11 protein-coding genes and 2 pseudogenes are annotated in these 14,014 nt (G+C 58.3%); 7 read left to right on the top strand and 6 right to left on the bottom strand.

Annotated features, from left to right (window positions below; all coding sequences use genetic code 11):
- Positions 1–19 precede the first annotated feature (19 nt).
- From AC4IHP_RS08065 to AC4IHP_RS08050, 4 genes and pseudogenes are all read right to left on the bottom strand, one after another.
- Positions 20–631, bottom strand: coding sequence for a hypothetical protein (locus tag AC4IHP_RS08065; protein WP_490831400.1), 612 nt, complete (start codon positions 629–631; stop codon positions 20–22).
- Positions 632–822: 191 nt separating this feature from the next.
- The gene (locus tag AC4IHP_RS08060) at positions 823–1,209 is read right to left on the bottom strand and encodes a hypothetical protein (protein WP_490831399.1); all 387 of its coding nucleotides are present in this window, start codon (positions 1,207–1,209) and stop codon (positions 823–825) included.
- Positions 1,196–1,519 (bottom strand): annotated as a pseudogene (locus tag AC4IHP_RS08055) (polymorphic toxin type 44 domain-containing protein); the annotation flags it as partial. The gene AC4IHP_RS08060 and the pseudogene AC4IHP_RS08055, both read right to left, overlap by 14 nt.
- A gap of 216 nt (positions 1,520–1,735) precedes the next feature.
- Positions 1,736–2,098, bottom strand: a complete 363-nt coding sequence (locus AC4IHP_RS08050) for a DUF6124 family protein (RefSeq protein WP_071171984.1) — start codon at positions 2,096–2,098, stop codon at positions 1,736–1,738.
- Between the two features lie 551 nt (positions 2,099–2,649).
- Here AC4IHP_RS08050 and AC4IHP_RS08045 point away from each other — a divergent pair.
- From AC4IHP_RS08045 to AC4IHP_RS08015, 7 genes and pseudogenes are all read left to right on the top strand, one after another.
- On the top strand, positions 2,650–3,972 hold the full coding sequence (locus AC4IHP_RS08045; protein ID WP_490831398.1) for an APC family permease: 1,323 nt from the start codon (positions 2,650–2,652) through the stop codon (positions 3,970–3,972).
- A gap of 138 nt (positions 3,973–4,110) precedes the next feature.
- Positions 4,111–4,737, top strand: coding sequence for a TetR/AcrR family transcriptional regulator (locus tag AC4IHP_RS08040; RefSeq protein WP_490831397.1), 627 nt, complete (start codon positions 4,111–4,113; stop codon positions 4,735–4,737).
- 141 nt (positions 4,738–4,878) lie between these two features.
- Positions 4,879–5,035, top strand: a pseudogene (locus AC4IHP_RS08035) (transporter); the annotation flags it as partial.
- Between the two features lie 100 nt (positions 5,036–5,135).
- Positions 5,136–6,245, top strand: a complete 1,110-nt coding sequence (locus tag AC4IHP_RS08030) for an efflux RND transporter periplasmic adaptor subunit (protein ID WP_490831396.1) — start codon at positions 5,136–5,138, stop codon at positions 6,243–6,245.
- A complete protein-coding gene (locus AC4IHP_RS08025) occupies positions 6,242–9,331 on the top strand; it encodes an efflux RND transporter permease subunit (protein ID WP_490831395.1) in 3,090 nt (1,029 codons plus the stop codon). The genes AC4IHP_RS08030 and AC4IHP_RS08025 overlap by 4 nt, the downstream gene beginning before the upstream one ends.
- Before the next feature lie 169 nt (positions 9,332–9,500).
- Positions 9,501–10,073, top strand: coding sequence for a hypothetical protein (locus AC4IHP_RS08020; RefSeq protein ID WP_490831394.1), 573 nt, complete (start codon positions 9,501–9,503; stop codon positions 10,071–10,073).
- 261 nt (positions 10,074–10,334) lie between these two features.
- Positions 10,335–10,604, top strand: coding sequence for a hypothetical protein (locus AC4IHP_RS08015; RefSeq protein WP_490831502.1), 270 nt, complete (start codon positions 10,335–10,337; stop codon positions 10,602–10,604).
- A gap of 174 nt (positions 10,605–10,778) precedes the next feature.
- Here AC4IHP_RS08015 and AC4IHP_RS08010 read toward each other — a convergent pair whose 3' ends face one another.
- Both AC4IHP_RS08010 and AC4IHP_RS08005 read right to left on the bottom strand, forming a co-directional pair.
- On the bottom strand, positions 10,779–11,795 hold the full coding sequence (locus AC4IHP_RS08010; protein ID WP_490831393.1) for an NAD(P)-dependent oxidoreductase: 1,017 nt from the start codon (positions 11,793–11,795) through the stop codon (positions 10,779–10,781).
- Between the two features lie 72 nt (positions 11,796–11,867).
- Positions 11,868–13,835: a BCCT family transporter gene (locus tag AC4IHP_RS08005; RefSeq protein WP_490831392.1), complete on the bottom strand. Its 1,968-nt coding sequence runs from the start codon at positions 13,833–13,835 to the stop codon at positions 11,868–11,870.
- Positions 13,836–14,014 lie beyond the last annotated feature (179 nt).

Below are 14,014 nucleotides of genomic sequence, written 5' to 3'. Positions count from 1 at the left end.
CACATCGGTGTGAAGAGCTTTAGAAATTGCTGTCCTCAACAACGATCTCTAAGGATGGGAACCCACTCAGCGAGAACATCCATGAAAGCGAATCGCCTAATGCTCTCACGGCATTTTGGCCGCCGTCTGAGTGTAGCTCTGCCGTAATGGTCAGGTTGATTAGCTTCGTTGGTAACTCGCGACCCGGCCCAGCAAGAGGTGCCATCGACACTAGGTATGCAGCTTTGGCCACCTCCTCCAAAAAAGAGTAGACCAGCCCCGTACCACGGCTGCTCTTGGCGAGATACACCGCATCTAGCGTGACAGTGACATGGATTTCGTCAGAGAACTCGATGCCGGAGATGCCCAGCACAGCAACGCCGGCCAGCGAACCTTTAGTCCAGAGTTCATAGCAAGGACGACCGACGAAATTCGAAGGTTGCAGCAAATCCCCTACTGGCCTTTTCCTACGGAAAGGCCCTTTGATCTGCTGGTTAGTAGCGAGGCGGTAAGTGACTTGGTAAAAGAGATCGCGCCCCGAATCCAGGATGTGCGCGCTGGCGGCCAAGCTGCGGGGCTCATGCTCCGGGAATACGAGATCACTGCCTTCATCCTCCAACTCTTCAGCTATGCACAGAGAGTGAACGTTCATTTTTCATCCTTGGCTATCAACAAAAAGTGGGCTGGTAAGGGGCATCGACGACCTGTATAGGGTGGAGAGCCGCATGCTGTTACCTAAAGGCCCAGTGTCCGCTTTGGCTGAAAGGTGACATTCGGTGACGTGGTCATGACGTAAGCTCCTACCTGGCGCGGGGCTGGGACCTGCTGCGAAACCGGGTGTTTTTAACTTGGAAATGCGCCACAAGTTTCGATAACTTCACCATCCGTACGCCCATCAAGACCACCGTCTGCCCCGATATACACATCCGTACTTGGCCACTTCGGCTTAACCCGAACACAGTGCGCTTTCCCCGCGTTATTCCAATCAAACTCCATAAAGAACTGATCACCAGGGAAAATGTGTCCGGCGCCTCCCGTGGTTTCACCCGGGTAGATCTCGCCCTTTGAAATCTCGTGCTGAACGTTGAGGATGTAACCGAGGCGCCCCTGTCCTTTGTCAGAAAAATGAAAGCTCACTTGGGGAGTGGCGACATACCAGAGGATGATGGGAGCAACCAAGAGTGCTCCTGCCCAGCGCCAGAAATGCCGTTTCGGTTTACTTGCAGACATGATCACGCGTGCCGTCTCCCCAGCTTGAACGTGGTAGCGCCAGGACTTCGTCCATGAGCATTTTTGCGGTTACTCCACCGGTAGGATGCTGCTTGTACAATTTGATGCCGATACTGATCGAGACTCGATCGCCAACGTCATCCCATGCGCGCAGCCCTTCAATATCAGATGAGCGGTGAGGACCTTTTCGCTCGTCCCACTTCTGAATTTTCCTGATGGAGTCTGACGCAATCTGCTCGAGGCCGGCACCGTCTAGAAGAGCGCTTTCAGTGAGGCCACCCGCGCGTCCGACGTAGCCATAGTGAATGTTTCACCGCTGACAGATGCGATCGGTGTTGTAGCGTGACCGGGCAGTGGGCAGACATGCTTGTCGCCCAGTCGAGCGGAGGGAGTCATTCGTCATCCTTGTTGTGTAGTTACAGCCTCCATTCTTGAGGCTTAAGGCGTTTTTTCAGGTCGTGGAGATTAACGCAACGAACGGCGGCGAGTCAGTAGGAAATGACCGCCGCCAGATCGAGGCGAATGCTTACTCCACCGGCACGACGTTATCCAACGCCTGATTAACCGCCAGCTCGCCGAGCATGACGACCTGCGCGATACCTTGCAGTGTCTTGCGCGCAGATCCTTCAACCATCCCAATCACATCACTCAACATCACCGAAGCCGAGCCCAGCGATTCGCTGGCGTTGACCAGCAATTCTTCGGTCGCGGTTTTCGGGTTGGCGAGGAACATGCTGCTGGTTTGGTAGGGCGTGGTTTTGAGGGTGTCTGTGGGTTTGAGGTAGTGGTCGAGGGCGCGGTCGGCGGCTTCGTGGAGTTTTTTTGAGTCGAGGGATTCGTAGGGGGAGGTTGGGTCTGACTGTGGCGGGTTTGGCGTGACTTTGAACATGATGTTTCTCCTCGTGCCGCTTTAAAAGGAGCCATCACCCGTTCGCTACCAAACGAAGGGTGGCGGCCATGCACAGGTTGGTAGACCGGGACACGAGGCAAAACCGGCGCGCTCGAAAGCGCCCTGCGCATAGCCACCATAGAAGCCAGGCGAAGACTTCGCCAAACGGTGTCATTGCGCACTTCGTATACCCGGGCTACCAAACCCGATCACTGTTTTTCAGTGACCGTCCAACGATAGAACCCCGGCCCGAGGCGCACAAGCCGGCGGATTCTGGCGTAGTCGTAGGCAATGGCGCAAGGTGTTGTAGCTTGCTGGAATAGTCTGGATGTCGGTTTTAAACGGGGTGTTTAGGGAATTGGTTTTGGCTGATGTTTTGTGTTGATCGGGCTGGCTTCTTCGCGAGCAGGCTCGCTCCCACAGGTGTCGAGTTGGCAATGTTTATAGCGTCGTGCCGACAAGCCCCATCACACATTTTGAACTTTGCTTTCGGCGCCATTTCCATTGTTTGAGGTGACAACCCTCCAGCTCCTCCACACCTGAATCAAGGAATGACCGTGACGGCTCCCACTGACAAAACTTCTCTGCGCCGGGCTATCACTTTCCCGATGCTGTTTCTGTTTATTCTCGGCGATGTACTCGGCGCGGGTGTTTACGCACTCGCCGGAACGATCGCGGGGGAGGTGGGCGGCGCGATTTGGGTGCCGCTGCTGATTGCGCTGTTCTTCGCCATGTTGACGGCGGGTTCCTACGCGGAGTTGGTGACCAAATATCCTCACGCCGGCGCGGCTTCGGTGTTCGCGGAAAAGGCGTTCAAGTCACCGCTCATTTCCTTCCTCGTCGGTTTCTGCATGCTGGCGGCTGCGGTCACCAGCGCTGCGGGTTTGTCGCTGGCGTTTGCCGGTGATTACCTCAACGCCTTTGTCGACGTATCGCCGCACATTGCAGCCTTGGTGTTTCTTCTGGCAATCGGCCTGCTCAATGCGCGAGGGATCAAGGAATCGCTTGGGGCAAACCTGGTAATGACCGTGATTGAGCTGTCCGGGTTGATTCTGGTGATCGTGGCTGCGGTCTGGTATTTCCGCACAGGCGATGCGGATCTGGGACGGACGCTCACGTTCAAGCCGGGCGTCAGTCCCATGCTGGCGGTGCTGGGGGCGGCGTTGTTGGCTTTCTATTCCTTCGTAGGCTTCGAAACCTCGGCCAATCTGGCCGAGGAAATCAAAGACGTGCGCAAGGTTTACCCGCGTGCTTTGTTCGCGGCTTTACTTACCGCTGGGGTGGTTTACATGGCGGTGGGTGTGGCCGCTTCTTCGGTGCTGCCTACCGAGAAGTTGGTGGCCACGTCGGCGCCTTTGCTCGAAGTTGTCCGGGCATCGACCCTCGACATCCCGCCGGCGCTGTTTTCCTTTATTGCGCTGATCGCTGTGGCCAACGGCGCGTTGTTAACCATGATCATGGCCAGTCGTTTGACTTATGGCATGGCTAACCTCGGTCTGTTGCCGGGCGTGCTGGGCGCGGTGTTGCCTCGACGAAAAACCCCGTGGGCTGCCATTGTCGCAACGACCGTGGTCGCCATTGCCCTGACACTCACAGGGACGCTGGCAACGCTGGCAGAGACGGTGGTGTTGCTGTTGCTGTTCGTTTTTCTGAGTACGAATGTGGCGGTGCTTGTTCTTCGTCGTGACAGGGTGGAGGAGGACCACTTTCGCGTGCCGACCTTCGTTCCGGTGCTTGCGATCGTTTCGTGTCTGGTGCTGCTCAGTCAGCAGGGTTTGGAAACCTGGTTGCGGGCGGGGGCGTTGATCATTGTCGGGATGTTGCTGCACGGCTGTTCTCGTATCAATTCTTCTGCGATCAGTAAGGCTGGGTAGTGCGGCGGTTTGGGGGATTTGTGTTGTTTGGGCGGGCGTATTCGCGAGCAGGCTCGCTCCCACAGTGGTGGGCGCGCTGGCAACATTCATAAACCAACACGCATTGTCAGTCGGCGGGCGGGTGAGTAAGCTGCCGGCATGAATCACAATTCAGTTTCCCCATCCTTCCCCGGCCCGCGTGGTCCCGTCGATCACGATATTCGTGATCAGATTGTCGCGGCGGCCAACGAGCATTTCAGCCAGTACGGCTACGCCAAAACCACGGTGTCCGATCTGGCCAAGGCCATCGGTTTCTCCAAGGCATACATCTACAAATTCTTCGATTCCAAACAGGCGATCGGCGAAGCGATCTGCGCGAATTGTCTGGGGCAGATCGTTGCGGCGGTCGAGCAGGCGATCAACGAAGCAGACCTGACGCCTACCGAGCGCTTCCGTCGTTTGGTAAAAACCGTGATCGCCACGGGTGTGAACCTGTTCTTCAACGACCGCAAGCTCTACGACATTGCCGCATTCGCCGCTGGCGAAAACTGGCCGAGTGCGCAGCGTTACGATGCGCAGATCAAGCGCTTTATCACCGACATTGTCCGCGAAGGGCGCGAGGCCGGTGAGTTCGAGCGCAGGACGCCGCTGGATGAAACGGTCGAATCGATCCACCTGGCGCTGCGGCCCTTCGTCAATCCACTCATGCTGCAACACAATCTGGATTTCATCGAAGTGGCGCCGACGCTGACTTCGAACCTCATCTTGCGCAGCTTGATGCCTTGATCCTCTGCTGATCCGAGGAGTCGGATCAGTTGCCCCAACCCAATCCTGTTCCTGACGCAACGACATTTCCGCTGTTCTGGTTGTGACTCTTGAATGGCATGGTCACTAAGGCAACATGGCCGCCGCAGTTTGGTTATTTCAGTGCTGCGTACCGGGTTCTCGGTTGATCAGTCTCCGGCCAACAACACCGCTCGCGGACCGCGTATTCAACGACGCCTCGGCAGGAAAAGGTTCGTACAGCGCCAAATACAAGAATAGCGCCAGCGGCCTCGGTACTTCTGTCAGCTATCGCTTCTGATTCAGCGATGAAAATCGGGCCGGCGACGTAGTGACTGTTGACGGTGATGGTCACAAGACTGAGAATATGATGGTCATCCTATTTTCAGTAAAGGAATTCCATGCGCCGGCTCCGACCTTTCCCCCTCGCGGTATGTTTGCTGCCCTTGGCCCTGACGGCGTGCGGGGATTCCTCCAGCGCAAAAGATCCACGTACCTTGGCGCCGATTGTCAGATCGGCGGCGGTGCAACGGGCAGAAAATGGAACTCGATCATTTACCGGCGTCGTGGCTGCACGCACCCAGGGCGATCTGGGCTTTCGCGTGTCGGGCAAGGTGCTCGAGCGTCTGGTTGATACCGGTCAGACGGTCAAGCGCGGACAGCCGCTGATGCGCCTCGACCCAATCGACCTCGGCCTGCAGGCGCGAGCCCAGCAAGAAGCGGTTAGTGCCGCTCGTGCTCGAGCCCTACAGACTGCCGGTGACGAAGCGCGCAATCGCAAACTCGTCGCCGCCGGCGCTATTTCGGCATCGGCCTACGATCAGTTCAAAGCCGCAGCCGACACCGCCAAGGCGCAGCTCAATGCCGCTGTGGCGCAAGCGGACGTCGCGCGCAACGCCTCGGGTTACGCGGTTTTGGTGGCGGACGCTGATGGCGTGGTGGTGGAAACCCTCGCCGAGCCCGGACAAGTCGTCAGCCCGGGACAACCGGTGGTGCGGTTGGCGCGGGCCGGTCAGCGGGAGGCCATCGTCCATCTGCCCGAGACCTTGCGGCCCGCACCGGGCTCCATCGCTAAGGCAAAACAGTATGGCGATACATCGGCGGCCGTCAGCGCAAAACTGCGTCTGCTTTCCGATTCGGCTGACAGCACAACTCGTACTTTTGAGGCGCGCTATGTGCTCGAAGGCAGGTTGGCCAATGCGCCAATCGGCTCGACGGTCACCGTCGAAATTGCCCAGGGTTCTTCGCCAGATCAGGCGCTGAAGGTGCCCGTCGCGGCGATCTACGACCCGGGCAAAGGCCCCGGCGTATGGGTCATCGCCGGCACTCCGGCGACAGTGAGCTGGCGCTCGGTCGAGGTCCTGGGCTTGAGCGATGATTCGGCCCGTGTCGCTGGCGAGCTCAATGTCGGTGATCCGATTGTCGCGCTGGGCGCGCATCTGCTGCGCGATGGCGAGGAAGTGCGTTTGCTTGCGCGCGACGAGGGCCAGGTTGCCGGGAGTCGTCCATGAGCGAGGGCCGCTTCAACCTTTCTGCTATCGCCGTGCGCCAGCGCGCAATCACGGTGTTTCTGATTTTTCTGATCGCCGTTGCCGGCGTCCTGTCGTTCTTCAAATTGGGCCGGGCGGAAGACCCGCCGTTTACGGTCAAGCAGCTGACCGTCATCACCGCGTGGCCGGGGGCGACCGCGCAAGAGATGCAGGATCAGGTCGCCGAACCCCTCGAAAAGCGCCTGCAGGAATTGAAGTGGTACGACCGCTCGGAAACCTACACACGCCCGGGACTGGCATTCACCATGGTCTCGTTGCTCGACAGCACACCGCCATCGCAGGTGCAGGAAGAGTTTTATCAGGCACGGAAAAAGCTCGACGACGAAGCAATCAAGCTGCCGGCGGGTGTCGTCGGGCCGATGGTGAACGACGAGTTTTCCGACGTGACCTTCGCGCTGTTCGCCTTGAAAGCCAAGGGCGAGCCGCAGCGCTTGTTGGTGCGCGACGCGGAGACTTTACGCCAACGCCTGTTGCACGTACCGGGAGTGAAAAAGGTCAACATCATTGGTGAGCAGGCCGAGCGGATATTCGTCTCGTTTTCCCATGATCGGTTGGCGACGCTGGGCTTGTCGCCGCAGGACATCTTTGCCGCGCTGAACAATCAGAACGTGCTGACCCCCGCCGGATCGGTCGAAACCAAAGGGCCGGAGGTGTTTCTGCGCGTCGATGGCGCGTTCGACACGTTGCAGAAAATTCGTGACACGCCTGTTGTCGCTCAGGGCCGAACACTCAAGCTGTCTGACGTGGCCACGGTCGAGCGCGGCTACGAAGACCCGGCGACCTTTCTGGTACGCAACAACGGCGAGGAGGCTTTATTGCTCGGCGTGATCATGCGCGAGGGCTGGAACGGTCTGGATCTGGGCAATGCGCTGGATGCCGAGACACTCAAGATCAATGAAGAAATGCCCTTGGGCATGACCCTCTTGAAAGTCACCGATCAGGCGGTGAATATCGACTCGGCGGTCGGCGAGTTCATGGTCAAGTTCTTTGTCGCGCTGCTGGTGGTCATGCTCGTGTGTTTTCTCAGCATGGGCTGGCGTGTCGGCGTGGTGGTCGCAGCGGCAGTGCCGTTGACCCTGGCGATCGTTTTTGTGGTGATGGCGGCTACCGGCAAAAATTTTGACCGGATCACCTTGGGCTCGCTGATTCTTGCGCTGGGGCTGCTGGTCGATGACGCGATCATCGCCATTGAAATGATGGTGGTGAAAATGGAGGAGGGCTACGACCGCATCAAGGCCTCCGCTTATGCCTGGAGCCACACGGCAGCGCCAATGCTGGCCGGTACGCTGGTCACCGCGATTGGCTTTCTGCCCAACGGATTCGCGCAATCAACGGCGGGCGAATACACCAGTAACATGTTCTGGATTGTCGGCATCGCGCTCATCGCTTCGTGGGTCGTCGCCGTGGCTTTCACGCCGTACTTGGGCGTGAAGCTGTTGCCGGATATCCAGAAAGTCGAAGGCGGGCACGCGGCAATCTACGACACGCCGCGCTATAACCGTTTCCGGCGTGTTCTGGCATGGGTGATCACGCGCAAATGGCTGGTGGCCGGTGCGGTGGTCGCGCTGTTTGCCGTTGCGATTCCGGGCATGGGGCTGGTGAAGAAGCAGTTCTTTCCGACCTCTGACCGCCCTGAAGTGATGATCGAAGTGCAGATGCCCTACGGCACTTCCATCGAGCAGACCAGCGCCGCTGCGGCCAAAGTCGAAGCCTGGCTGCACAAGCAGGAAGAGGCAAAAATCGTCACCGCCTATATCGGTCAGGGTGCACCACGGTTTTTCCTGGCGATGGCGCCGGAGTTGCCGGATCCATCGTTCGCCAAAATCGTTGTGCTGACCGACAACCAGGACGCCCGTGAAACCCTCAAGTTGCGTTTGCGCGAAGCGGTCGCCGAAGGGCTTGCTCCAGAGGCGCGCGTCCGGGCGACGCAGATCGTCTTCGGCCCGTACTCGCCATTTCCGGTGGCCTACCGGGTGATGGGGCCTGATCCGGCGAAATTGCGCGACATCGCCGAGCAGGTCAGGGCGGTGATGCAGAACAGCCCGATGATGAGAACCGTCAACACTGACTGGGGGCCGCTGACGCCGACGCTGCATTTCAATCTGAATCAGGATCGCTTGCAGGCAGTGGGGCTGGCGTCCAGCGCAGTCGCCCAGCAGTTGCAATTTCTGCTCAGCGGTGTGCCGATCACGGCGGTGCGCGAAGACATCCGTTCCGTGCAGGTCATCGGCCGTGCGGCGGGCAATATCCGCCTCGACCCGGCGCAGATCGAAGGCTTCACCCTGGTCGGTGCGGCGGGGCAGCGCATCCCGCTGTCGCAGATCGGCCAGGTCGAAGTGCGCATGGAAGATCCGATCCTGCGCCGCCGTGATCGCACGCCAACCATCACCGTGCGTGGCGACATCGCCGAAGGTTTGCAACCGCCGGACGTTTCCGGCGCAATCACCCAGCAGTTGCAGCCGATCATCGAAAACCTGCCTTCCGGCTACCGTATTGAACAGGCGGGCGCCATCGAAGAGTCCGGCAAGGCGGGCAAGGCGATCCTGCCGTTGCTACCGATCATGATCGCCATGACGCTGCTCATCATCATCGTTCAGGTACGCTCGATTTCGGCGATGATCATGGTCTTCCTCACCTCGCCGTTAGGCTTGATCGGTGTGGTGCCGACGCTGCTGATCTTCAACCAGCCATTCGGTATCAATGCGCTGGTCGGGTTGATTGCGCTGTCGGGGATTCTGATGCGCAACACGCTGATTCTGATCGGGCAGATCCATCACAACGAACAGGAAGGGCTGGCGCCGTTCCATGCCGTGGTCGAAGCGACAGTGCAACGGGCGCGGCCGGTATTGTTGACCGCGCTGGCGGCGATTCTCGCGTTCATTCCGCTGACCCACTCGGTGTTCTGGGGCACGCTGGCCTACACGCTGATCGGCGGCACGTTTGTTGGCACCATCATCACGCTGGTGTTTCTGCCGGCGATGTATGCGATCTGGTTCAGGATTCGGCCTGAGAACAACCAAGAGGCTGACACGGTGAAATCAGCCTGAATCGAAGTAAAGGCATAAGAGGCCCGTCGTGCGGCGGGTCTTTTTTCTCGCACAAGAACAGGACGCAGAGGCTTTGGGATAGTTGAAGTGATAGCATGGCGATATCACTTTTCGCCGGAGACGGCCGCTGTTGACGAAGCGGCCGTAGGTATCTCAGCAAGGAAGAACAATGCGTTCGTCGTTTTTCAATTCACAACTCAAGCTAACCGCTGTTCTGCTGGCGGCCATTTTCACCACCGCCTGCTCCAACTATCACTACAAGGATTACCAGGGCGAATGGGCGCCGGAATCGATGACGCCTTATGATCTTTCCAATAACGCTCCCGACGCCGCGCTTGTGTACTTCGCGACCACTCAATTTCGCGCTATCGGTGTGCCTTTTCACCGACTGCTGCTGGCCACGCAAGTGGATGGCCAACCATTGCCGGGCGCCGGTCGTGCGTCAATTCTCGATGTTTCCGGCAAGCAGGCGCTACGCCTTACGCCCGGGAAGCACTCATTGGGCTGGTGCTGGGTATCGATGAACGGGCTGGGTACGGGCGGTGCCAAATGCGGCTTCGGTGCGCGCGATGTCGAGTTCCGCGCCGGTCAGCGTTACGTAGTGGATTTCTCCTCCAGCAACTCCATCAGCGGACCTCCAGGACGTGAGATATCAACCATCAGCATCGAATCCGAGATTCGCAACCTGGACACCCAGCAAGTCATTTATCCCACCGCACTGGCGCAACAGGTGAAGGAATGACTGGCAGACCCGCGAGCAGGGTTTGTGGCAGCGTCAAGCTACTGCCGAGCTGATGCGCGATTTCTTTCGTCGAAATCGGGACGAAGAACAGGATGCGCCTTGTAGTGCAAGGCGCTTCCAGATCGCCAACACCTTTTGAGCTTTCAACCTGCGATTGTCGACGTTTGAGAAAAATTGAACGGCATTTCACCAGCCACGCCTAATACTGAGCCTGTGGGCAATTCCGCTGGCGGTGCGCTAATGTCGGCACTACTCCGAGAGGTGGTTAACGTGGCTAAAGATGACAAAAAGAGCAAAGGTGAGACTTCGAAAGCCAGTAAAGAATTGAAAGACAAAAAGTCGTCATCGGCGAAGAAATCGGATGCGGCTTCGACGCTATCGAAGTCCTCCGGCAAGAAAGAAAAGCCCTCTGACAAGAAAGAAAAGAAAAAAGACGCCAAACCCAAGGATTCCGCCAAGAAAGTTGACAGCAAACCGGAGAAGGCGAAGAAATCAGAGAAGGCCGACAAGCCAGCGAAAAAGAAAAAGTGATATCTGCCAGCGCTCTGCGCCCTGCCTTGAGCTCAAGGCAGGGCTACGCTCAGGTTGGTCGCAAGCTCTGATCCTGTGCAGATGCAGGAAAAGTAAAACTGAAGCTTCGGTTGCTCGCCAGCGACCCTGGCTTCTGTCTTTTTTAGTAGCGACCAGCCTGGTCGCTACGATTTTTTATCCATTCACTTCTCCGTCCAGCTCAATCAACTCGCCACCGTCCTTTTCCAACCGCTGCAAAAAACCCTGCGCCTCCAGCAACTGATACGGAAAATACAGCCCCGGCCTCACCGGCGGCTGCCCATCCAGCCCAATCAGTCGCTCCAGTAACATGGCCACGCTGAGCCCGGTCAACGCCGCTGCACCGTCGCGGTGAACCACGGCGTGGCGGGTGCGCAACGCAGATCCCTTGTGATCCGTGCCTTCGATTTCAATCAGTATTTCCGTCGACATCGGCTGACCCTGACGCCGGGTCGAGCTGACGCCGCTGGCGAGGTTGAACTCGACGTTCGGGGCGTCGGTGGCGGCGGCCAGCCCGGTGACGTCGATGGAGGAAAAGCCGGCGCCCTGCAGGGGCGTGCCGTCGACAGCGCGGAAGTTGACCTTGGCGTCGTCGCCTTCACGCCAGATGAATTCGCCGCCTCTGCGGGTCAGTGCGGCGGGCAGCATCTTGTTCAGGTGTTCAAAATCGACGGCCACGGTCGGGCCGCCGCCGTCCTGTTCGTCGACCAGTGCATGAATGCGGATGTCGTGCACGCGGGCGAAGGCTTTGGCGATGTGCAGCGTCGCTACCGTGGTCGCGCCGACCATCCATTCGTAGCCGAGGACAATGGGCGACGCGTCAGGCGTGTGCATGAAACTGGCGATTTGCGGGGCGATTTCGAACACGCCCGAAGAGATGCTCAGGTGCGGCACCTTGCGCTTTTGCGCAAAGCGCAGCCCGGCGAGGGCGTGGTCCATGTAGAACAGGACGATGGCGCTGACCGGGCGATCACCCAGCCCCAGATCATCTGCGCCAGCATCGATGACCACACCCTGGGCATTACCGATTTGCTCGGCGGTTTGCTCAGCCTTGGCGAGGTCGCGTCCGCCGATCAGCAACGGGACGTCGGGATGCGCCGCGCGCAATGCGCGAGCCGTCTGGTGGCCGATGGCGCCGGAGCCGCCCATGAACAGAATGGGATGAAGTGGCATGAATCCTCCTCATTTTTCCTGGATTGAAACGTGCGTGGATTAGAAACTTCAGGCCGCCTGCCGTCGTCGGCTTCAGCCCACCAGATGAAGAAACTGCATGTGCCGCTCGTATTGATCGAGGATATCTCCGATCACCTCTTCGCGTGACCAGCCCATGATGTCCTTGTCTTGCCCACCTTCTCGCAAATGCACTTCGGCCCTGAAGTACTTGCGATCCTCATCCTGTGTGTCACCCATGACAAAGCTCGGCATCGCGTAGGGGTGAGGGCGCACTTCATAGATGAACTGCGGATTGTCCGCACCGCCGACGCTGAGTCGGACACTGCTGTCTTCCAGGTCTTCGACATTGCACACGTAGCCCTGCTTTCGCCATTCCTCAGCCACCGACAGACAAGCCGGTTTCGCCGTCTCGGTAATGAAGCGAAGCACATGTGAACGCCGCGGGAACATGGCCATTGTCCGCAACCTGCGTTGCCAGCTCCCCGGGCTGCGGCTGACGCCGGGCGACATTGACTGATAACGCAGTCCGCGTTTGGTCGCATCGAGTTTCAAGGCCTTGAGTAGACCTCGCATGCTGAAAAGCAGGGTGATTGTGAAGGGCAATGCGCTGGCAATGGTCGCGGTCTGCAAAGCCTTGAGACCATCTGCCAGAAGCAGAGCAATGGCAACCAGGCCCATGCTCGACGCCCAGAACACGCGCTGCCATACCGGCGTGTTTGCCGATCCGCCCGAAGCGAGCATGTCGACCACCATCGCACCGGAGTCTGCCGAGGTGACGAAGAACACCACAACCATTACCACGGCGACCAGCGAGATCACGCCGGAAAACGGGAAATGCTGAAGGAACGCAAAGAGCGCGAGGGAAGTGTCCTTATCAATGGCTGCGCCCAGGTCAGTGATGCCTTCGGTGAGAATCATATGAATGGCAGTGTTACCGAACACGGTCATCCACAACAGAGTGAAAGCTGCGGGAACGAGCAACACACCCATGACGAATTCACGGATGGTGCGGCCTCGGGAAATGCGTGCGATGAAAAGTCCGACAAAGGGCGACCAGGCCAGCCACCAACCCCAGTAGAACAATGTCCAACCGCCGATCCAGGCGGTAGGTTGGTAGGCATATAGGTTTAGCGTTCTGCTGACGATTTCGGTGAGATAGCCACCGGTGTTCTGCACGAAAGTCTGCAGGATCAGCACCGTAGGCCCGAGGACGATAACCATCAACAACAGCAGCACCGCCAATCCGAGATTGAGTTCCGAGAGGCGGCGCACGCCTTTGTCCAGACCGGTGACAACCGAAACAGTGGCGAGCCCGGTTGTGACGACGATCAAGATGATCTGCACGGTGGTGTTGATCGGGACGCCGAACAACGCGTTGAGACCTGTGTTGATTTGCGCAACACCGAAGCCCAGGGACGTCGCGACCCCGAGCACCGTGCCGATGATGGCGAAGATGTCGACGGCATGGCCTATCGGCCCGTAGATACGATCTCCGATCAACGGGTACAGCGCTGATCTGAGCGTGAGCGGCAGCCCGTGACGATAACTGAAATAGGCAAGGATCATCGCCACGATGGCGTAGATCGCCCAGGCATGCAGGCCCCAATGGAAGAAGGTGATCTTCATTGCTTCCCGTGCAGCCTCGACGGTGTTGCCGTCGCCGACTGGCGGGTTGAGAAAATGCATGACCGGTTCAGCCACGCCAAAGAACATCAGGCCGATCCCCATACCGGCCGAGAACAGCATCGCGAACCAGGTTGTGCTGCTGTAATCGGGGCTGCTGTGGTCGGGACCGAGTTTTATATCGCCGTATCGGCTGATACCGAGAAACACAACGGTCCCAAGGATGATCGCTACAGCAAGAATGTAGAACCAGCTGACATTGGTGATGATCCAGCTTTGAACCTCGGCAAACACCAACTGAGCGTTGGCCTGGAAAACACTGGCATAGATGACCAGCAATAGCAGGATGATCCCCGATGTATAAAAAACCGGTGGGTTGAGTGTAGGCGTGGCTTTTGGGTCGGCCTTGTCTGTCATATGAATCTCCTCAGGACGATCTCAGCGAATCGTGTCCCTCTGTACGCTGATGCAGTGCGTTGCAGATGACTCTGCACATCAGTGGTCGTTCCGTTTAGAGGTGATATCAAAATAGACGCTCGCAGCGCTTCCATTTCGGATCCTGGATCCAATGATTGACTCACTATATCGCTCGCCGA

The sequence above is a fragment of the Pseudomonas sp. UF-293 genome, from assembly GCF_058245595.1.
This window is presented reverse-complemented; position numbering and strand designations above follow the sequence as displayed.